This window comes from Caballeronia grimmiae (assembly GCF_000698555.1).
In the GTDB taxonomy this organism is placed as follows: domain Bacteria; phylum Pseudomonadota; class Gammaproteobacteria; order Burkholderiales; family Burkholderiaceae; genus Caballeronia; species Caballeronia grimmiae.
In genome coordinates this window covers 1-21,652 of record NZ_JFHE01000058.1, presented here as the reverse complement: position 1 = coordinate 21,652, position 21,652 = coordinate 1, and the positions used below count along the sequence as shown (strand labels likewise).

Genomic DNA, 21,652 nt, shown 5'->3' with positions numbered 1-21,652 from the left:
CGCGGACAGCGTGTGTTCGACCGCTGGCGTCTGCTCGAAGATGGAGAACCACGCGATGTGCTCGTGAGCGGAAGACTCTCGACCGCGAGCGGCGAAGTGCTGCACGACTGGGCGCGCGACGGGCGCGGTCTCGCGCTCAAGGCCCTGTGGGACATCAAGGACGACCTCGAAACGGGCAGGCTCGTCGAATGTCTGGCGGACTACCACTGCGACGAGATCGAACTGTACGCAATCTTCGCGAGCCGCCGGCATCTGCCGCCGCGGGTGCGGGTGTTTCTCGACTTCTTGACGGAGGCCCTTGGAGTCGCGACGACCGCCGCCCTACAAGGCCATTAACGAGACGCCAGGCCACTTGGAAGGGCTAGCTCAGTCCTTCCGAAGTTCGACTAATGCAGCCACCTGCGGCCGGACCGATCGAAGCTGTTTCCTGACTCCGACTCCAGCTGACGGTCATGTGGTCTAGCCAGCCGGTTCCGAAGACATCCAGTCACTTGAGATGGAGAACCGTCCTACAGCACGATCACTCGCATGGATCGAACATCTCTCGATAGCAGCCCTACGAGGTTAGCAGCGCATCGGGCGATTCTGTGAGCTCGTCGAGCGGTCTAGTATCTTTGCGACCGCGAGGGCACGGCCTCACGTTAAGATTCTCAATATGAACCGACTCCTGGAACAGCCACATGCCGACGCGCGGCGCGGCCCAAACCCTCACACATGTCCGGCTGTTGCAGGGCAAGCCCGTTGAGGCGATGGCGTCCGCGCAGGCTGCGCCAGAAGGAAACATCTCCGCGATCCGCACCGAGAATCACTCCCGGCACAGTGAAGGTGGCTTAGATGAAGGAAGCGCCAACGCCTTCTTAAGAGGGGCGTCCGGCTCCTTCATCGTGCCAGATAGAAGTCCAAGGGTATAAGCTCTACCGCCCATCCACCTTCTTCCCCCAGTGTGGCAGCCGGGTGCATGGACGCAATGCGTAGTGCCTCCTCGGGGCTGTCCGCCTCGATGATGAATAGGCCGCCCACGACTTCCTTTGACTCCGTGTAAGGCCCATCGGTGATGCGCGTCCGTCCAGCGCGCGGGCGAAGCGTCCTCCACTTGTCCAGATCGCCTAGCGAAGCTGAAACCAAAACCTTGCCGGTAGCGCGCATCTTCTCATCCAACGCTGGGCACTGACTCACCAACTCCTTGATTTGGTCCGGCGCCATAGCGGCAAATTGTTCGGGGGTAAAGTAGGCCAGGCCGAGGTATTTCATGTGAGATCCTTTGAACGGTGTTCATCACAGACGAATGTGATGGCTGAAAATCGACAAGCCGGAGCTACGTCGCTTTAGGTTGCACCACGACCTTCGCTGCCCGCAAGGATTGCCAGGGAAGTTACATAGCCTGGCATTTCTTTCCGCAGCAAGAGCAAGGCCGCAGTTCTGGAAGAGGCGGAGTGGTCCGCCGACCACGTCGCCACCGACGCCGCAGGCCACAAGATTGATTCCTGGGTGCGCCAAGTGCAACCGGGCACAACCGTCGCGGGATAGAACGGTAACGAGGGCAGTGCCGGTCCCCGACTGGCGCCGTGGGGCATGATGAAAGATGATGGGGAGGTCCGGCGCAGACCACTGAAGCGTTTGATCCGCCCCGTGGAATACGTCCGACGGAGGTTAACGGTCATTCACGCGGTGCTCGCCACCGCTGGGGAGGGCCGGAAAGGTAGTCAACGTGGAATCCCTGCCGCACTGCACTCACCCCGCGTCTTCGGCCCTGCGTCTTGAGGCTAATCAGTCGATTTCTGCTCGAGCTCATCGCTTGGAAAGTGGTCTGTGATGAAGTCGATGGTTAGTTGGAATCACGGCGTCGGCCGGTGCCCACGCGGCAGGCACCTGTTAGGTCAGACGCTCCTACCGTAGAGCGCCAGTAGAACGAACAACAGGGTCTTCAGGAGACTGTATGTCGGTAGGCTGACGAAAATGGCACCGGTTATGACGCAACTCAGGTTCGTCAACAACTCACCAAATGCATTTTTCATGGTCGCCTCGCTTGGTTCAGCGGCACATCACAGAGCCAGGTACCACGGACGGAAAACTGTCACTTTTGCGACGGCGCAACCCCGACACGCGAGTCGTCGCAGAACGAACAGAGACGCCGACACAGTTAGCATTTTTAGCGGAGCACCGATGCGACGAAATTTTGGGCTACCTCCCCGATGCCGTGCACGAACGCGATACGCAGCTTGATGCAGTCCGCATTGAAGTCGCGGATGCAAGTAAGCTTGGAGAAACCGTCCTGAAACCGCCGATCGCGATAGAAACGCCTAGTCGGCGGATCTTATGCAGGCGCGTTGGCGCGACCGGCGTGACCGATACGCTTTCGGTAATCTTCAGTTCAACGTTGCGCGGATCGACGCGAACGCTTCGCACAGCAAGCACATTCGGATCTGTTGGCAGTCGAAGCCGACGCTGCACTGAGCTCCAAGCTCGAGGCGGTGGCAACGTTTGAGTGGGAGGCAACAAGTCGTCGACAAATCATCGACCGTCAAACGCCGCACGCCCTTTGCAGGTGGCGGTTGAGCGTCCTCGTGTGCGGCAGGCTGTGCACCAGGCCTCTTTCCCTGCACCGGCACAGGTTGCGTTGTTCAATGACGGTAGGCGCCCTGCGACAGCGGGCCGTCTTCGTCGGCCTTGTACTAGCTTATCTCAACACTTTCTAAGCGCTCGCTGTAGTGCTGGTCATGAACAAGAATCCCGATCCACACCGGCGTCCTTCGCGTCTGCGTAAGCGCGACAACTGCCGCCGTCGCCCTCGGAGATCGCTTGTTGAGAAAGGAGGAGTGAACGCAGCGCCGAGACGACGGCCCGTCCAGCGCGCTTACGACCTTAGCGGCTGCGGCTCATACCGCTGGACATGTGGGCGACGGTTTGGAAGGCCGATGTTACTAACCCGGCGTGCCCCAAGGCGACTGCATGCTCGACAGCGGACTATGGCGCTGGACACATTTACCGGAGGTTTCCCACACCGGTTAGTCGCTCCGCATTTTCCATTGGATTTTTGTTCGCCGGCTGCCGATAAACACTGATCCCTTCTCCACCGGGGTAGGCATGCCCCGTTGCACGCCGGCATAACCAGTTGTGCTGCGCTTAAAGGAAAACAGTGAAGAACCTCACGATTCGAGCGCGACTTGCGCTTACGATGGCTTTCCTCGGCTTGTTGCTCGCTCTTTCCGTGGGCTTCGGCCTTTACGGCATCGCTTCGATTCACGCGTCGGCCAAGGACATCGCTGCCAATTCTCTTCCGGCGGTCAACGCGCTCGGGATAGCGAATAACTACATTGCGCGCGCCCGGCTCGCGCTCGACCGCTATGCGCTTGATCCGTCTGCCCCTGATGCTAGCGGGCTTGCAGCACGCGCCAATGGTTTCATGCGTCAATCAGACGAGTGGTACCGCAAGTACGACGCGATTCCGCGCGACGCCGACGAAGACGCGCTGGCAAAGGATGTCGCCGATGCCAGGGCGGACATGCGGCAAAACGTCGAGAGATTTAGCGCCGCAATTGCAGCGAGCGATAGGGAAACCGTCACGCGCCTGGCGTACAAGGATCTCCCCACCTCATACACCCGATGTGTCGAGGCGTTCAATAAATTGACGGAATTCCAACTCACAGATGCGGAGCGCCAAGAGGCCGAGAACGAGGCGCGTGCGGTGACACTGCGCGAGTTTGGGTTTCTCGCTTTGCTTGTCGGTGTCGTTGCAGCAGCGCTTGGCTGGTTAGTCTTGCGTCGCGCCATCATGACACCGCTTGCCGAAGCCCTGATGCACTTCGAGCACATATCTGCTGGCGATCTCACGCGCAAAGTCACAATCAAGACGCATGACGAGATGGGTCAGTTGCTTGCCGGAGTCGCCGCGATGAAAAACAAACTGGCCAACACCGTAGAAACTGTCCGCCTGAGCAGCGAAGCCATTGCAAGCGCTAGCAAGCAGATCGCCGCGGGCAATACGGACCTATCGTCGCGCACAGAAGAGCAAGCCGCTTCGTTGGAGGAAACGGCGGCAACCATGGAAGAGCTTACCTCGACAGTGAAGCTCAATTCCGAGAACGCCAAGCAGGCTAGCAGGTTGGCCGACAATGCCAATACAGTCGCCAGCGAGGGGGGTACGATCGTCGGCCAAGTCGTGGAGATGATGGCAGAGGTCGCACAATGCTCGGAGAAAATCGCTGACATTATCGGCATTATTGAGGGAATCGCCTTCCAAACAAACATCCTTGCACTTAATGCCGCCGTTGAAGCAGCGCGAGCAGGAGAACAGGGCCGTGGCTTCGCTGTGGTGGCAAGTGAAGTCCGTACGCTTGCGCAGCGGTCATCGGCTGCGGCAAAGGAAATCAAGGAATTGATTGAGACGTCTGGCGACCGCGTCCAAGCCGGAACGGAACTGGTCGCGCGCGCAGGGGACACGATGCACCGGGTGGGCACCGCGATCCAGCGCGTCACCGACATCATGGGCGAGATCGCCTCGGCGTCGAACGAACAAAGCCGTGGCATCGAGCAAGTCAACCAGGCTATCTCGGAGATGGACGAGGTGACGCAGCAAAACGCAGCACTCGTTGAGGAAGCAGCGGCTGCGGCAGGTTCAATGGAGGAACAGGCCAAGCGGTTGACCGCAGCAGTCGCCGTGTTCCGCACGGACCAGACGCTCGCCATCCAATCAATCGACGATTGGGCACTTCAGACGTCGCAGCTCGCGCTTTGCAAGAAGCCCGCAACTCCGCCGCGCGTGGCGAAGCAATCCGGTGCGATGCAGCCCTCAGCGGTTGTAGCAGCGGCTGACGGCGACTGGTCGTCGTTCTAGGCGAGAACAGGAGGCTCATTTGCTGACAAACATGTTGCCGGGTTCCGAAGATCGATTGTCGTCCGCGCCCGCCGCCAACGACGGCAGCAATCCAAAGTTGCTCATCCGCCTGCAAGTGAGCGAGATGGTCGTGCAACTGCACGAACTTCGTCGCCGACTCCAGGATACGGAAAGCAGTGCTTCCATAGACGCGATTGACTCCGTAGTGAAAGCTTGTCTCACACTTGACGAGTTCCTCCGAACGGACGTCTCGCGTTAGCCGGAAACACATTGCTTTGCGATGCTACCGCCCCAGATCCGGATGCGACGGTTGCCCGTACTAGAAGATGACGATAAGCAACATCCCGCGCTTTTTTAGCCACCGGTTTTTCGCGTGAACACTGTAACGGAAAGCGGCTGTTGAGCTGGTGATCGCCGGAATGTTAGCGGAATCAAACCATTGCAAGCTGCTAGGCAACCTTACTCTACATATCTTGATACCAGTACGGAAGTTCATCATGCGCCATAGGCTCACCCTACAAGACACAGGAATGCTTATAGGGGCGTTGCTTGTGTCCGCTTACGTCTTGTTGGAGGTTGACGTCTTTGTGGTTGAGGGCGTCAAACCAGCAGCGGAAAGCATTGAGGCGGACGAGCTTCCGATCCTTGGCATGGTGCTGAGTGTGGGGCTGTTGTTGTTTGCCTGGCGCCGCATGCGAGCACAAAAACAAGAAGCTACTGCACGCATGGAAGCACAAGCGAAGTTGCGCGACATGGCTTTCCAAGATGCGTTGACCGGATCGCCGAATCGACGCTGTTTGATCGAACGCCTATCGATGGCAGTTGCATCACCGCCGGCGGCCGGAACGGTGCACGCAGTGATGGTTATCGATCTCAATGGTTTCAAGCGAATTAATGACGTCTTTGGTCATGGCGCAGGCGACCAAGCATTGGTGACGACCGCGCAGAGAGTCCTTTCGGCTATTCGCGATGGCGACATGGTCGCCCGAATCGGCGGTGACGAATTTGTGATCGTCGCAATGCAGCTACCCAGCAGCGAAAGCGCAACTGGCTTGGCATTGCGGGTTCTGGAGGCGCTAGGGAAGCCGACCATGATTGCAGGCGTCGAACAGCGGCTAAGCGCTGGAATCGGCATATGCCTTCTTCCTTTCGACGGGGCAACGCCGGATGAAACCTTGCGCCGCGCGGACGTCGCGCTCTATAAAGCGAAGACGACTGGTCAATCGACCTTGCGCTTCTTTGACGATGCTTTGGATAAGCAAGTCCGAGAGCGTGATGAACTCGAGCGTGAATTCCGACGGGCGCTTGCCGCTTGCGAGATCCAGCCTTTTTTTCAACCGATCGTCGATCTGGAGACAAGCAAGATCATCGGCTTCGAGGCGCTGGCGCGTTGGCGGCATGCGACTCTGGGCGAGATACCCCCAGAGCGTTTCGTTGCAGTCGCCGAGGATATTGGCCTTATCACAACGCTCTCAGATCAGCTGCTAAGCATGTCGTGCAAGGCGGCATTGACCTGGCCGGAACATGTCCGCCTGTCTTTCAATCTCTCGCCAGTCGAATTGCGCGATATCAACCGCGGGCAGAGCTTGCTCGATCTCATCGCAAAAAACGGTCTGTCGCCTAAGCGGCTCGAAGTTGAGATCACTGAGAGTGCATTAGTGCGCGACATGAACGCTGCACGTTGCGTTCTCGGAACACTGCGCGACGCCGGCATTTCTATTGCCCTCGACGACTTCGGCACCGGATATTCAAGCCTTTATCACCTGAGAAACTTTAAGTTAGACAGGATTAAAATTGATCGCAGCTTCGTCCAGAGCATGCAAAAGGAACGTGAGAGCGCGGAAATTGTTGCTGCGCTCGTGGGACTCGGTACTGGATTAGGACTCGCTGTCACCGCTGAAGGCATTGAAGGGACAACCGAGGAGGATCGACTGCGCGATCTCGGGTGCGCGCAAGGTCAGGGCTTCTTGTTCAGTCGTGCCGTAAGCGCGGCCGAAACGAATCAGATGTTCGCGGACGAAGTTGATCATCGCTGCGCTTGAGGAACGCTCACCAAACTAACGCTGCGCGTTTCTCACCAGCCGCGTCGCTCCGCAGCTTGAACAAAAACCCGACCGCATCTCGTAGCGCCCGCGCCTAGTCCGCCAGCGCTTGCGCGCGGCGGATGCCTGCTGCACAAGGGCGGCGTTTTGCTGCGTGACTTGGTCCATGTTCAGTGATCCGGGCTGGGACAACTCCGACGCGACGCACGACCAGAAGACGCTCGTCGAGAACGACATGCTGTCTACTTCGGAGCCCGCCGCTCCCGCGCGGCTCTCGACGGTTGGAAGGACTTCCTGCTGGCTAACGCGACAGGGCCGTCGCGTTCAGCAAACCGGTCTAGCACGTGCACGGCGATTCGCACTATTTCCGCATTGACCGGCCGTTTCCAGGACGCTTAGGGCCGGCGCCTCGAATGCTTCGTCCGCGTGGAGGCCTTCGGCGACACTCTGGTGAACGGGAACAACGACGTCCACTGGCTGAACGTGTTTGTCAATGCACGGACGCGCGAAGTGTTTTCTCTCCAGCCTCAGGGCAACACGACAACTACGGAGTCCCGCGCGCAGCGCATCAAGGTCAGTCGAAGGGGTGGCCAGTTAATAACCCGAGCTCGTAGCTCATTTTGAAATGCCGGCCTGCCCGGAAGACATGCTCCCGACACCTTATCCCGAAGCCTGCACGATACGCCGCAGTTCGGCACCGTGGACGCCGGTCGGCGCGCAGTCGCGCAGGAATAGCACGCCAGGTAGCAACTGGGTCGAAACCAAATTCGCCCGTAGGCGGTTGGCCGCTCCGATTGTTCTTTGCCGGTTCGCTGCGCGCGGTCAATGGGCCGCTGCGATCATAAGCCTCATCCGCTCGGCGCAAATCAACGGACACGACCCCATTGCATATGTGAAGGACATCCTGACCCGCCTATCGACCCACAGAGCAAGCACATCGCAACATTGCTGCCGCATAACTGGCAGCCTCTCGCGCCTGTCGCTAATCCATCGTTTGTCAAGACAGGTTCGCTGGCCGCTAACACTTGTGGCGCAAGTGTTAGCGGACTAACTGTAACCGGCGGGACGCCCCGCCTCTCGCTGGTGACCGGGCAGCAGCGCAATACGCAGTTGCTCAAGCGTAAAGGGCTTGCGCAGCGCCGACCACTCGAAGCCATGTGCCTCGTCGTCCAGGACGACGTTTCCCGATGCGAAAATAATCCTGAGTTCCGGATGGATGGCAGACGCGCGTCGCGCCAGTTCGGTGCCCGACATGTCAGGCATGGTGACGTCGGTGAAAAGGACATCAAAGACGTTCCCGTCAAGCATGTCCAGCGCCTGCGCCGCGCTTGCAGCTGGCTGCGGATGCATCCCGATCAGCATTAGTAGCTCGCACATCGCCTCAAGCGAAGCGACGTCGTCATCGACGACCAAGATCCGCAATCCTTCCTGGCCTGCGCTTGACGCGTGCGCGTCGCCAGTGTGGGCGTGGCGGGGACCGCTTTCGCCCGCTTTTGCATCGCTGCTGCCAAGCACCTGCCGCACTTTGAATGCAAGCTGTTGCCGACTGTACGGCTTGCTCAGCAGTTCAACTCCCGGATCCAGTCGCCCGCCGTGCACGATTGCGTTTTGCGTGTAGCCAGATGTAAAAAGCACCTTCAGACCAGGCAACATCTGGACGGCCCTTTGAGCCAATTCCGGACTACGCAGTACGCCTGGCATCACCACGTCAGTGAACAGAAGATCGATGTGCACGCCGCTCGCCACGATGGTTAGCGCCTGGTCGGCGTTATTGGCCTTGAGGATGGCGTAGCCAAGGCTCGAGAGCAGTTCGACGACGGTCGCTTGAACCTTCAGATCGTCCTCGACGACGAGAATTGTCTCGTTGCCGTGCTTCAGTCGGCCGCGCGTTGATGGCCTAGTATCAACCGCCACTCCGGTGGACCGGGGCAGATAGATCCTGACGGTTGTTCCCTCGCCGACCTCGCTGTACAGGCGGATGTGGCCGCCGCTCTGCTTGACGAAGCCGTAGGCCATGCTCAGACCCAGCCCCGTGCCCTGGCCCTTCGGCTTAGTACTGAAGAACGGGTCGAACGCACGATCCATCACTTCTGGGCTCATACCTAATCCGGTGTCCGTCACGGCCAGCATCACGTACTGTCCGGCGGCGACGTCCGGGAACGCCTGCACATAGTCGTCGTCGAGCGTCGCATTTGATAGCTCAAGAGTGAGCTTGCCGCCGTCGGGCATGGCGTCGCGCGAATTGATTGCCAGATTCAGGATCACATTTTCCAGTTGATGCGTATCGACGGTGGTATTCCACAGGCCCCCCGCAACGACCGTCTCGATCTCGATCCTCTCGCCGAGCGCCCGCCGCAGGAGGTCGTCAAGTGCGCGAAGCTGACGTGCGGGATTAATGACGACCGGGGCGAGGGGTTGCTGGCGACCGAAAGCAAGCAGCTGAGACGCGAGCTTCGCGCCGCGATCGACGGCGTCGATTGCCTTACACAGCCGCTCCGCGCTCCAGTGGTCGCGACCATGCCGGCTTTCGAGCAGTTCTAAGTTACCTCGCAGTACCTGAAGGACATTGTTGAAGTCGTGCGCCACACCTCCGGTCAGTTTCCCGAGCGCTTCCATTTTCTGCGCCTGGAATAATGCGCTTTGCGTTTGCTCAAGAAGCTCGCCCGCGCGCCGTCGCTCGGTGATGTCCCGCGTGATCTTTGCAAATCCGACCAGTCCGCCATCCTCGTAGATGGCATCGATGACCACGTGCGCGAAGAAACGGCTGCCGTCGCTGCGCACCCGCCAGCCTTCGGCCTCAAAACGGCCCTCCCGCCCGGCTGTCTCCAGCCCCCTGAAAGGGACACCCGCAGCAACATCCTCAGGTGTGTAAAACCGCGAAAAGTGCGAACCAATGATCTCATCCTCGGTATAGCCCTTGATTCGCCGCGCTCCCGAGTTCCAACTCGTGATGCGGCCATCAGGCGAGAGCATGAAGATCGCATAGTCGGTCACTCCCTGAACCAGCAGGCGAAAGTTCCGCTCGCTCTTAAGCACGGCATCATGAGCCAACCTCTTGTCACTGACGTCGCGAATCACCTTGCCGAAACCAATGAGCTGGCCCTCGCTGTCGCGTAGCGCCGTCATGACGACGTTTGCCCAAAACGTCGTGCCGTCCTTGCGCACCCGCCAGCCCTCGGTTTCATAGCGCCCTGTTTCCGTCGCCGCCCCGAGCGCCGTCTCAGGCGCACCCTCGGCCCGATCGGCGTCGGAAAACAGGACAGAATATGGCTGCCCTATGATTTCCGCGGACCGATAACCCTGGATGCGTTCACCGCCGGGGTTCCACGTCAGGACAATGCCATCGGGCGAGAGCGCAAAGATGGAATAGTCGTCGGTGGATTCTGCCCATAACTGGAGCCAGACAGAGCTGAATCCTGTCGTCCGAGGTCAATGTCATTCATCTGCATGGAACTGTGTGGATTCTTAACTTCACCGCGCGCGAGAAAAAACTTTAGAAGGACTTGCTCCTCAAGGGGCCAAGGCCAATATCCAAACAGTCACCTTCACTGGCCGTGTTCATCCCTACGACGCTGACGGATCTCTAGGCCGCCGTTGACACTACACCCACAGGAAAGCCGGTGAAACTCTCGCAATTTATCTTGGTCGCGATGTAAGCAATTTTTGCGGAATCCCTACTGGCCGCGGGCAATTATCCGATCCAAGTGGGTCGGCAATACTCATTGACGGCTCCGACTAGAGCATCAGACGCACAAAAAGGCAGGCGCACCTGGATATGGAGTGGCACATCGAATGAGGAGACAGCAGGCGCCTCGACAAACCGCAACGTCGCCAGATGACGACATGATCAGATTGAAGCAACGGACTCGGGGGCCGGACGACAAGTGGACGTGCCGCGTCACGATGGAGCGCTTCGCTTGTGTAGGGAAAGCCCAATCATGCTTACTCCGCCCGCGCCGAACACTCAGCTTATCGCTCGGCGAACGCTCGCGTTATGACAGCCAAACTTGCAGCGCGCGCGCGTCCTTCGGCGCCAAGGTGCCACTTTTCTCGCGACACAACAAGCTCTAGACCAAGCGCCGCATCCTGGAGATCGGCGTTCAGCGCCCCTCGTCGGAATAATGTGTCTAAGGTAATCGCACCGGACAGAGCCCGCGACAGTTCTGGGTTCCGACCGGCTGCTTGTTCGTCAAGTGCATAGGCGGCATCAAGAAGCCCCGTATAGATTCGGTTGCGTTTCCCCACCAGTAGCTCCGAACAAGGATATGAGCGGACACGACCTCGCGAGCAGATTGTGCGAGATGAATGCACCGAACAAAAAAGCTAAGACTCAAAACCCGCACGCTTTGGTGCAATAAATTGCGCAAGGTTATGGTTGATGACGCTGTGTCATTGTCTTCTAAGCCGTAGCCGCCCGGGTATGCTTATCATGAAAGAAAAACACCATACGTTCTACTTAAGAGCCGGCCGGGACGATGGAAGACGCCGCGGCACATGACCGTACGAATAAGTCCCGGCGGAGCCCATGATGCCCATGTTGATCGATGCAGGCAAGCATCTTTTGTCGACAGTTTGTTTGTCGCCAATTCACGGGGTCGGTTCCGCGCAGCGCAAGTGCAACCGTCGGCAACGCGTCGCGGGTGAGACGGATAAGCGGCTGGGCAGAGGCGGTCCCCGACTCGCGCGTAGGATTTAATGGGAGAGCGTGGGCAGGTCGCGCGTAGACTACCGAAGAGTTGGTTCCGCCCGGGCGCGTCTTCAATAAATGCTACGAGGGCACCGATCAGTCACGCGGCGCTCCCGACCGCTCGGGGGCGGCCGAAAACCTTGTCGACGTGTAAACTCGCCTTTTGCACCGGCACTCATGCCCCCGCGTTGTTAAGTCCCTGCGCCTTCAGGCCGGTCCGTCCACTTTTCCTCAGGCCTCGTCGCTCTGAAGTGGTCGATGATGAAGTCAATGAACGCTCAGGGGAATAGTTACTGCTTGGATAGCCGAGGTTGATGTCCATCGACGGCAGCGTCCAATCGCGCAAGACGGGTATGCACGAGGCGTCAAACCGCAATGCGTGAATCAGGCTCTGCGTAGGTGTCCGGAACGCGACGTCGATCCCGCCATCGATAATGTTGTCATGGCGGTTCGCTGCGACCACCTCGACAGTCACGTGGGGGTAACGCTGCCCGAAGTCGGGAAGCAATGGCCGATGTGGGTTATACAAAATGACAGCGGTCCAGTGACGCGCACATTTCCGGCAACGCTAGCCGTGGCCGCCGCAGCTTCGGCTTCAGCCGCCTCTAGTTCGGCCACCGCGCCTTTGCAACAACCGTAGAACGCTTGACCGGATGCCGTGAGCCACAGGCGACGGTGTTGCGCTGGACCAGCCGTACCGAAAGGCGGCGCTTCAAATCTGCAAGATACCGGCTAGCTGCAGCGTTCGATTACCCCAAAGGCTCATGCGGCTTTGCTCATGCTGTTCGTCTCGGCGAGAATCGAAGAATCGATCGCGCAGAAGGCGACGGGTACTCAGGAGAAGCTTGAGGTGTTTGCACAAATATACAAAGAAGAGCCTAGCTTGCCTTTGGAGCACCGTTATAACAGCGAGTAGTATCTGTACATCATCTCCGATTATTAGTAGCGCGAACGCCCTAGAGATTGCTGTCGAAGTGGGCATGACACGAACTTTCCGCCCCTAAAGCGTGCTCTTTGCGTTGCCGAAACGCTTGTAAAGCGGTTTGAGCATAGAATCCACCGCAAGCGGGCCCGAGCCACTAAAAACCAAGGCCAGCAGACCCGCGACATACAGTGCATCGGTCTCGTATCCAGGTGGTCCAAACTGGGGCACGCCATTCACGACGGACATGAGCTTGATTGAAGTGAAGCCGTACTGCAGATGGACGGTGAGCGTCGCAACGGCCAATACGATGATCATCGGCAAGGTGACTAGCGGCACGAATGCGCCGAGGAGTATCGCTAGACCGCCGAGCAGCTCGATAACGATCGTGAGCCACGCCATAAGATGCGGCGCGGGCACACCGAGCGCATGAAGAATAGCAACAAAATTCTCGGGATTTTTAACAAGTTTCGCATAACCGTGCGCCATAAAACCATATCCGACGATGAACCGTATTGGAACCGGTGCGAATTGAGCGAATCGCGCGGCTAGCCAATTCGGGTCGAGCAGGTGCAAAAGAGGCCGAAGAATATGCATCAGTGAGCACCAAGTTAGAAGATATCGGGGCACTGTTAATGCGTCGAGCGCACCGGCAGTGCGGAGTCGTGAGGTTGAGCGTCGAGGCGTCGCGCCGGTGCTGATGCTGCTGTAAAGTAGGTCCGACGAAGGCCAAGGATGAAGCGTCCACGGTCGGCGCCGGCGCATTCCACGTTGCAAATGTCGGACCGCGGTTTAAACCTAATCAGTTGCCGAAGTAAGGATTGCAGAAGCCGGCTGGTCCGACACAGTCGTTGCGTGAAGGGGGCGTACGTGCTGCCGTGATGGCAGGTGGTGGTGCAGCGCGTCCAGACTCAACAGCGCCGTCCGATTGAGACCCCATTGCGCTGTCACGCGCCTCCATCGCTCGTTGCTGTTCTAACCGATTCTGAAAGATCGGGCTTATGTCGGGGTACGACGCGTCAGTGATATAAGACAAGCCATTCTTCTGCGCCTCGATCAACTGCTGACGTACCTGCTCTCGCGTTAATCCCTGTGCGTGAACATTGGCTATCACTCCGAATGCAACACTCGACAACAGGACGGTAGCGACAAACTTACGCATCATCACGATGGATTTCCTCTTGATATATTGGCGATGGAAGACATGTGGCGGTTGTTGACTCTTCGTGCAAAACTGCCGGCAAAGGCATGCATCGGCGCTGCCAAAGCAGCGCGGGGCGTCGAGATGAAGTTATTTCTCGGGAATCACTTCGATCGGGATGCTAAGGAGTAGATCGCGCGAAAGGTGGATATGGTTACGACGGTGCGCACAATTTCGGCAGCGCACGTTGGTTGCCGTAGCTCTATCTGTCGGCGCGTGTCGGTAAGCGCGGCTAGCTCCCGAAACAACGCCTAGGTTCGACAGGAGCACTGGGCCGTCGGCCGGGCCGTGGGGGCTTCCCTAGAACAGATCATTCACACGCGCCGTGGGAGATCGAAGCTACGCCGCTTAGTTTCTCCACCGCGTACGCGGCAGCGCACCCTGTCCCGTAGCCGCTCGCCCCTCTTAACCCGGCGGAAAGGGCCTCACGTAGCGAGATACGTTTTTTTTCGCAGACTTGGCCGTGGCTTTGCTGACCGGGCGGCTAGAATTTCGCTGGGTGGCGGATGCCGCCATCGTCCTGTGCCCGCGGTTCGCGATCACGGTCGGTCGTGGTGACAATGGAATGGCGCAAGATGTCGGAGATGCTCGATCACAAGGCGAACAGACACAATGCGAGGGCTCCGGCTTGCAGCTGCGGAGCCTCCCGACGGATTTATCGAAGCCAGGTCGTCGCCGTTGGAGGCACGTCTCAAACGAAAGTCGGTTAGTCGACCACGAACGTGCATTGCGGAGGCCAGCCGGCAACATCGGTCTTTACCAGCGCAGTGTGCGTGGTCCCACGAGCGCGCCCACGAGGGCTGGCAGCGACATGCCCACGAAATACCATAGCGCCCAGAAGGGCACTGCCATCTCTGGGCAGCGCAGGCAGTAAGCCAGTGCTCCTATCGCGCCCGCTAATACGCCAGCGGCGGCACCGGCCAGCGCCGGACGCGTCGGCGCGAGCCCACGCATCGCCAGTTGCAGCGCAACCAGCGCGGGAATCGACAGGACTGCGATGTGCAGCGAGCAGGTCCGCCACGTATGTCCTAATATCATCGCACCGCGCAGCCCTGGAGGCGAAAAAGCGAGTGCCGCAAGCGCGGCTACCCACACGAGTGCAATCGGGACGCCCAGGGCGGTCCAAGCACGTCCGACGCGCACGCCCGGGCGCGACAGCCGCGCCGCGACGATCATCGCAGCAATCGACATTGACAACGGAAGGGCGAGTTTCGCCCAGAACAGCGGCATCGAAAGACGCGCGGCTAGCGCGGCCGCGTTCACCCCACCCGGTAACACAAACAGCAAAGTAAAAAGGACTGCCGCAAGGCTAAAGATGACGCTACTGCCGAGACGTTTCACGACCGCGGAGCGAGACGGCGCCCGCGGTCCAAATACCAACATGGAAATGAGGTTTTCAGTTTTCATGTGTCTTCCCTTTGATCTTCGCTGCAAGCGCTTTGAGCCCGCGATGAATGCCGATTTTCACCGCCGATTCGGTGAGGCCAGTCATAGCAGCCGTTTCGGCAATCGACATACCCATGAGCTTCGTCTGCTCAATCGGATGACGCTGCCGGGCCGGCAAGGTGTCGAGTAGCCGTGCGAGATCGCGGCGTGCTTCCAGCGAATCTAGTGGGGAAACGCCAGAAACCGGCAAGTCATCGTCGAGCGGCTCAAAGATCTCACCGCGTCGGAAATGGGCCCGAAAGTGATCGGCCAGTTTATAGCGCACGATCGCGCTGATCCAGGCAGTGAGCGGCACATCGGGCCGAAACGTGTCAAGTCCTTTGTGAACTGCGATCAACACTTCCTGGATAAGGTCTTCTACATCGGCGTCCTGCTGTCTGAGCTGCTTGCGCAGGCGTGACCGGAGATGACGCGCGAGTTCGTCAAGAAAGCAGCGGTATGCGTGCTTGTCGCCGCTGATCGACGCGTCGAGCAGGGCGGCGAGACGCCGTTCCGCCTTGGCCCCCGCATCTGAGCGGTGGGTGACCGCTGCCGCCTCATATTCGTCGTCGAACGTCGGGAGGGTCATCGTTGCATTAGCGTTCATCGTAAAGCGCCAGCATCGGGAGCTAGACTGGCCGTCGGGATATGCGTCTTAGGGCGAACGACGCAGCTTTGTTCGACGGCATGGTCCGCGCGGCCAAGTAGGAACGAGCAGCGGTGTGTGGACGCACGGCGTCGCAAGACGATAGGACGGGCCTTAGATGCGGCGCGACGAAACTGTCATGCGAACTTAGGGTTTGCATCTGAAATGAATCGTGAGAGCAATTAAGGGCTACCGGCTTATTCATTCCGGGCGGGATACCGCGGCGCGTAGGCGCGGCGGTCGCAAGGGATAGATCGCTTTTGCACCGCCGGCGGTTACAGACTTGATTGAAAATTTGGAATGAATGCGCGATTCGTGCTTTGTGGGGCCAACTACTGGGCGGGTCGTACACGCTTCGGCACCTGTGGCTCGGGGCGCTTTCGGTATGAAAGACTCCACGGAAGCGCCGTATTTGACCCCATCGGCGGCAATGATAGGCGAGACTATGTCGCGATGCACCCGCAGCCTCGGCCTGGCTTTTGCGCGCGTTTGCCTAATTTCTTTTGCGTCTTCAGGGCGTCTACGAACCCGCGTCTCGCATGAGCAAGGCGATTAACTGCAATGGCGTGGCGTATCGACGCTGCGAGCGCCGCAATGCCAACGCCCCACTGTGCGACTCAGGCCTGGTACTTTTGCTGATCCTGCCGCTGGCACTGACGATTATGTCCATGCAGGACTTGCCCAGGAGACGTCTGACTTTGTTTCAGGCGTTACCCGTCGTAGGGTCGTGAACGACTGTATTGGACGACCTGTGTGCCTGTCTGGAACGCGTTTAAACAGACTGACGGCCCGACCGTCGGCAACGGGTCGGTTCAGCCGACCGCGTCATGCGGCAGTCAGCCACGAAGCGCCACTCGCTTCGCCGTCAAGAGGACCTTTAAAAAGTGGTCCGATACACGTTTCGGCTATAGCGGTGCGAAAGGCTGCGCCCAAGCGTAAGCGATGCGTTGCGCGAACGTCCATACCTATTGCAATAATCGGCTACGGGCCGTGAAAGAAGGCGGGTCGAGGTGACTGGTAGACCTTTGAAACGGCCATTGCCGCCTCGGGGTTTGAATGACGGCAGAGGGCCAAGTGCCGAAATTCGAGGTTAGTCGCGTCGGGTGTACAGCGTACCCGTCGCCGTCTTCGGCAACCGGCCAGTAGCGGGCACTCGACGGCAGATGCAAGATCGCTCACACTCGCTGCTCCGCCGCTTTCACCGGCCTGGGGAAGCTAGCGTCGCAAGCAGGCCGAACCTTGAAGCGGATCGCAGACTAAACACTTTCCCAATGAATATGAACGACGCAACTCGGCTGACGCTTTCCGGCAAGACTATTGAACTTCGCGTTCTCGAACCTGCAGACGCGCCTGCTCTGGTCAATGCAGCCACGGACGGTCTGCTTTGGAACTTGAAAGTTACTGTTGTTCCCGGGCCGTCGACTATCGACAGATACATCACTTCCGCATTGCGCGGGTATGAGGAGGGCCACGTTATTCCATTCGTGGTCATCACTCGTAGTAGCGGACGTATCGTTGGTAGCACGCGCTTTTGGAAAATCGACAGCGCCAATAGGAAGCTCGAGATCGGCCACACTTGGCTCAGTCAGTCAGCGCAACGAACAGCGGCGAACACGGAGGCGAAATACCTCCTCTTGAAACATGCGTTTGAAGTTATGCAGACTGTCCGGGTGCAGTTCACCACCGATGAGCTTAACGAGAAATCAAGAGCGGCGATCCTGCGCATCGGCGCAAAGCAGGAAGGTATCGTGCGCCATGAGCGGATCATGCCCGACGGCCGCAAACGCAATTCGGTGCGGTTCAGCATCATTGATACGGAATGGCCGCAGGTGAAGAACGAGTTGGAAGTGAAGCTGGCCGCCGGGCGAGCGCTGGGGACGCGATGAACTAACGCTCGCAGACCGGCAGGCGCGCCGTGTGTGACACGTCGCGGCATTCCGAAACCGGGCATAAGGTGACGTCCGCCAGCCTTTGAGAGCTGGCTGTCAAGGGGCCGCGTTCCGTTCAAAAGCAGTCGGCGGTCAGGAAACAACAAGCGGTCCGCCGCATCTGATTGTGCTACGGGTCGCCGGCGCCCGATAACGCGTGCTATGTACGAAGAGGCTCGTCGTTTCGCTACACTGCGCACTTTCGCTGGCAACCTGTCAGGAGGCTGCACATGGACCGCATGGTGGCGATGGAGACTTTCATAACTGTTGTCGATGCGGGTTCGTTTTCCGCCGCGGCACGCCGTTTGAAGCTGGGCCAACCGGCCGTCTCAAAAACAGTCGCACAGTTGGAGGAACGGCTGGGGGCCCGTTTGCTATTGAGATCGACACGTGGCCTGTCGCCGACCGATGCCGGTCAACGGTTCTACGATCACGCACTCAGGGCCATTGATGAGGCGGAGCGGGCAGAACAGGCAGTACGTGATTCGTCGGATGGCTTGTCCGGACGACTGCGCATTAGCGCAGCCGTCACCTTCGCCCGGCTACACGTCTTGCCAGCATTAATGTCTTTCCTGGATCAACACCCCAATCTAAGCATCGATATCATACTTGACGATCGGTCGGTCGATTTGCTCGAAGAGGGTGTCGATGTCGCGTTACGTATGGGTGCTTTGGACGATTCGAACATGACGGCGCGTCGCATCTCGACCGCGCGGCGGGTCGTCGTCGGCACACCCTCATATTTTGCGGAGGCGGGGGTTCCGCAAACGCCTCACGATCTTAGCCGTCATCAGGCGGTCGTTTACTCAGTGCGAGGCGGCGGTGAGTCGTGGTTGTTCAGTCGGAGTGACGGTTCCGACTCGAACGTAACCTTATCCGGCCGAATAAGCGTGAATGCAGCTGAAGGCATGCGCACGGCGGTCCTCGCTCACATGGGCGTTGCTGTCGCTTCGGAATGGATGTTCGCTCCTGAACTCTCGAACGGCGCGGTTCAGGCCGTCCTAACTGAATGGATGTTGCCGCCGATTGACCTGTGGGCAGTATTTCCGTCCGGCCGCATGGCGACCATGAAGGCGCGTGCCTTCGTCATGTTTGTCGAGCACCTTCTCAATGAGCGCTCCAGCGCGGACCTCACCGCCTAGCCGCTGCGTACGAGGGCGCCGATGCCCCTGGCTGCCTCTTCGCAGTAGGAATAGTAGCTATGCCTCACCCGCGACTACCGGGCGACGCCAGCTGAGCGGAGGATACGCATCAACCAATGCAAGAAACATTGGCTCCGATGTGGCAGTCCCTTCGGGGTTTCAGCCCGGGGACCGCTTCGAATCCTAATGTTGAGGAAAACATGACCCAGGCTCTGAAAGGTAAACTTGCTCTTGTTACGGGCGCTTCGCGTGGAATCGGTGCGGCTATTGCGGCACGTCTTGCGCAGGACGGCGCATCGGTGATCGTTCACTATGCGTCAAATCCGGCGCGAGCCGACGCAGTTGTCAAGGAGATCCGCGACGCCGGCGGCGAGGCTGAAGCTGTCGGCGCCAACCTGTCGCAAACAGGAGGTGTCAAGAGTCTCATTGAGGCGCTGAACGGCGCGTTCCGCGGACGCTTCGATGGGCGGCTCGATATTCTTGTCAACAACGCTGGCACGGTGGAGTACGGTCCCTTCCTTGATTCTTCCGAGACATCATACGACACACACTTCAACTTGAATGTTCGTGCGCCTATCGAACTGGCAAAGGACGCGGCAGCGAGAATGGTGGCGACCGGCTGGGGACGCATTATCAACGTGGGCTCGGCCTTTGGCGAAGCCGCGCCACTGCCTGGTGTGACGCTCTACATCGCGTCGAAGTTCGCGCTCAGAGGCTTCACTCGCGGGCTATCGCGCGAACTCGGCAGATACGGCGTAACCGTTAATGCCGTCCAACCCGGCCCGATCGATACAGAACTGGCTCCGCAGCCTGGCACAGAAGACCACGCAACGATGACAAAGCTCGCAAGCGTGGGGCGTTTCGGCAAACCGGCAGAAATCGCCGCGGCTGTAGCTTATCTTGCGAGCCCCGAAGCAGGCTACACGACCGGCGAGAGTCTGACGGTCGATGGTGGATGGATTGCCTGAGGAAACCGACGAGCGCTTTCGCTGACACCCTGCCACGCTAAATTCGCTCGCAGACGTGCGCGTCGGTCCGGAGCGCGTGGGGGCGCAAAAGCATCCGCACGCGGTCCCCATGTTGTCGTCGCGCGCGTCTGCGAGAGCAAACGACCTTCGACAACGACTGAGCTACAGAAATGGATGAAGACGCCAGATTGCTTGCTTTGAGCGTGATAGCACACCGTTCGCGATTGGCCATCTTTCGGCTGCTCGCTGCAGTGGGGCCTAGTGGGCTGCCCGCGGGAGAGATTTCTGCGCAGTTAGGAATTGTTCCGTCCAGCCTGTCTTTCCACCTAAAGGACATGTCGCGCGCAAACCTTGTATCCAGCAACCGGAAGGGGACCTTCATCTATTATTCGGCGGGCCTGGATGCCATGCATGGAGTTATCGACCTTTTGACTGAAAACTGCCCTGCTGACTCCGCAAGGACTCCTTTTTCCCGGTAGGGAGGATACAAAATCAGTGATGCGGACCCATTTTTTTCTGATCCCCCTGCCGCTAAGACGGATGGCCGCTTTACCTATGAACGCGGCCGCCGAACCGCGTCTCACCAATTGACCGCTTGGGGTCGAAAGTGTGAATTGGCGAATGCCAGAAGCGGCCATGCAGATCCGGCGTTGAAACCGTCGGCTGATCGCAATGCTGCGGACGTTCGTACTCGCCTCGGCCAACGTCCGCAAAGGCCGATTCTCAGACCTCTCGATGGGCGGCAGTACAGCCGCGGAACATCGGCGAGACGCTGCTGTTAGACGGCAAGGAACGTTCACAAGGGGAGAGGGTGATCGCCGTCGCGTTCGTCGGGTTGTCGCGGAAAATCGAGCCGTTACGAGATTAGTGGTTATCTCAACAGCGGATTCTTGAAGCGTTCCTTAGGCGTGTCGTTAGTGCCCCTATAGGTCTAGCCTCTCGACCAGGACCTTGGTGTACCGTGCGCTACCGGCCTGCGCCGCCTTCGGACGACGTTGCCCGCGGCAGGTGTTTGGGCGGCCTGGTTCTCGCCTGGGCGTACTCGTTGTCGGCAAATGACGCGGGTCTCAAAAATCGGCGAATTTCATCCCGCAGCGACAGATTCATGCGGACCCTCCGGGGCGTGGGTCCCATTAAGCTGCCTCGCTCGATGAAGGTGGCATTACGATTTCTATCAAATCGCTTGTCTGATAGTTGTTATTCGCAGTGAAGCGTTAATCGCTAACACGGCGGGCAGGCTGCTTTACGTCTCGTCAGTAGGCTGTAGGTATCATTCGGTCTATAATGAAGGTTCAAGTGCACCAAGGAGACCGCCATGCTGCTGGTGTCGCCCGAACAGATCGCCGCGGTGATGGCGCTGCCGTCCATCCCGCATTCGGTCGCCGAGCTGGACGCGCAGGTGCGTGAGGGGCTGCCGAAGTCGGCGCTGAAGGAAGGCGTCGAGCACGCCACCCGTAGCGCCGAGGAACGGCGCGCCCTGCTCGCGCGCATCGTGCCGGAAGCGACGTTTAAACGTCGCCGTGACAAGCTGAGTCCCGATGAGTCGGAAAAAACCGAGCGGCTCGCACGGATCGTCGCTACCGCGCGCTATGTGTGGGACGACGAGGCGGACACCCGCGAGTTCCTGAACACCGCGCATCCGCTGCTCGAGGGGCGCACGCCGGTGGAGGTTGCGCTGACGGAGCTCGGCGCGCGGCGCGTGGAGGAGCTGCTGTGGAAGCTGTTTTATGGGTTGCCCGCATGACGTTCTTCATAGAACGCGGTGAGGAACAAGCTGGGGCAGAGGGCGAGGTACGGGCCTGATGCGGATCTTTCGAATTGCAGACCGGCGTCATCCGGTGTGGAGCGGCACCGGCG

13 protein-coding genes and 3 pseudogenes are annotated in these 21,652 nt (G+C 59.1%); 9 read left to right on the top strand and 7 right to left on the bottom strand.

The annotated features are described in order from the left end of the window. A partial coding sequence (locus BG57_RS28715) for a LysR substrate-binding domain-containing protein (protein ID WP_241482168.1) occupies nucleotides 1–336 on the top strand: 336 nt, incomplete at its 5' end. Nucleotides 337–879: 543 nt separating this feature from the next. Here the strand turns inward: BG57_RS28715 and BG57_RS28710 are convergent. Next, nucleotides 880–1,251, bottom strand: a complete 372-nt coding sequence (locus BG57_RS28710; RefSeq protein ID WP_035970345.1) for a YciI family protein — start codon at nucleotides 1,249–1,251, stop codon at nucleotides 880–882. Between the two features lie 1,885 nt (nucleotides 1,252–3,136). Here BG57_RS28710 and BG57_RS34190 point away from each other — a divergent pair. The 3 genes and pseudogenes from BG57_RS34190 to BG57_RS32800 all read left to right on the top strand — a co-directional run. Continuing rightward, a complete protein-coding gene (locus tag BG57_RS34190; RefSeq protein ID WP_035970343.1) occupies nucleotides 3,137–4,834 on the top strand; it encodes a methyl-accepting chemotaxis protein in 1,698 nt (565 codons plus the stop codon). Nucleotides 4,835–5,331: 497 nt separating this feature from the next. Further along, the gene (locus BG57_RS28695; RefSeq protein WP_160174766.1) at nucleotides 5,332–6,876 is read left to right on the top strand and encodes a putative bifunctional diguanylate cyclase/phosphodiesterase; all 1,545 of its coding nucleotides are present in this window, start codon (nucleotides 5,332–5,334) and stop codon (nucleotides 6,874–6,876) included. 759 nt (nucleotides 6,877–7,635) lie between these two features. Continuing rightward, nucleotides 7,636–7,860, top strand: a pseudogene (locus BG57_RS32800) (transposase domain-containing protein); the annotation flags it as partial. A gap of 63 nt (nucleotides 7,861–7,923) precedes the next feature. On the opposite strand, the pseudogene BG57_RS28690 reads toward BG57_RS32800, so the two are convergent. The 6 genes and pseudogenes from BG57_RS28690 to BG57_RS28675 all read right to left on the bottom strand — a co-directional run. Beyond that, nucleotides 7,924–10,278: pseudogene (locus tag BG57_RS28690) on the bottom strand (hybrid sensor histidine kinase/response regulator); the annotation flags it as partial. After that, nucleotides 10,262–10,315 (bottom strand): annotated as a pseudogene (locus tag BG57_RS34385) (hypothetical protein); the annotation flags it as partial. The pseudogenes BG57_RS28690 and BG57_RS34385, both read right to left, overlap by 17 nt. A gap of 2,248 nt (nucleotides 10,316–12,563) precedes the next feature. Then, nucleotides 12,564–13,082 (bottom strand): DoxX family protein, encoded by a 519-nt coding sequence (locus tag BG57_RS28685; protein WP_035970339.1) that lies wholly within the window; start codon nucleotides 13,080–13,082, stop codon nucleotides 12,564–12,566. Between the two features lie 205 nt (nucleotides 13,083–13,287). Continuing rightward, nucleotides 13,288–13,647, bottom strand: coding sequence for a DUF4148 domain-containing protein (locus BG57_RS32065; protein WP_167569278.1), 360 nt, complete (start codon nucleotides 13,645–13,647; stop codon nucleotides 13,288–13,290). A 795-nt stretch (nucleotides 13,648–14,442) separates the two neighbouring features. After that, nucleotides 14,443–15,093 carry a DUF1109 domain-containing protein gene (locus tag BG57_RS28680; RefSeq protein ID WP_035970337.1) on the bottom strand — a complete coding sequence of 217 codons (651 nt, stop codon included), beginning with the start codon at nucleotides 15,091–15,093 and terminating at the stop codon, nucleotides 14,443–14,445. Next, nucleotides 15,083–15,718: a sigma-70 family RNA polymerase sigma factor gene (locus BG57_RS28675; protein ID WP_229753896.1), complete on the bottom strand. Its 636-nt coding sequence runs from the start codon at nucleotides 15,716–15,718 to the stop codon at nucleotides 15,083–15,085. Before BG57_RS28675 ends, BG57_RS28680 begins: the two co-directional genes overlap by 11 nt. Before the next feature lie 1,316 nt (nucleotides 15,719–17,034). Here BG57_RS28675 and BG57_RS28665 point away from each other — a divergent pair. From BG57_RS28665 to BG57_RS28645, 5 genes are all read left to right on the top strand, one after another. Next, nucleotides 17,035–17,643, top strand: coding sequence for a GNAT family N-acetyltransferase (locus tag BG57_RS28665; RefSeq protein ID WP_035970347.1), 609 nt, complete (start codon nucleotides 17,035–17,037; stop codon nucleotides 17,641–17,643). Between the two features lie 272 nt (nucleotides 17,644–17,915). Continuing rightward, nucleotides 17,916–18,827 carry a LysR family transcriptional regulator gene (locus BG57_RS28660; RefSeq protein WP_035970333.1) on the top strand — a complete coding sequence of 304 codons (912 nt, stop codon included), beginning with the start codon at nucleotides 17,916–17,918 and terminating at the stop codon, nucleotides 18,825–18,827. Nucleotides 18,828–19,027: 200 nt separating this feature from the next. Continuing rightward, nucleotides 19,028–19,795: an SDR family NAD(P)-dependent oxidoreductase gene (locus BG57_RS28655; protein WP_035970330.1), complete on the top strand. Its 768-nt coding sequence runs from the start codon at nucleotides 19,028–19,030 to the stop codon at nucleotides 19,793–19,795. Nucleotides 19,796–19,965: 170 nt separating this feature from the next. Beyond that, nucleotides 19,966–20,274, top strand: coding sequence for an ArsR/SmtB family transcription factor (locus BG57_RS28650; RefSeq protein ID WP_035970328.1), 309 nt, complete (start codon nucleotides 19,966–19,968; stop codon nucleotides 20,272–20,274). An 836-nt stretch (nucleotides 20,275–21,110) separates the two neighbouring features. Beyond that, nucleotides 21,111–21,539: an antitoxin Xre/MbcA/ParS toxin-binding domain-containing protein gene (locus tag BG57_RS28645; protein WP_035970327.1), complete on the top strand. Its 429-nt coding sequence runs from the start codon at nucleotides 21,111–21,113 to the stop codon at nucleotides 21,537–21,539. Nucleotides 21,540–21,652 lie beyond the last annotated feature (113 nt).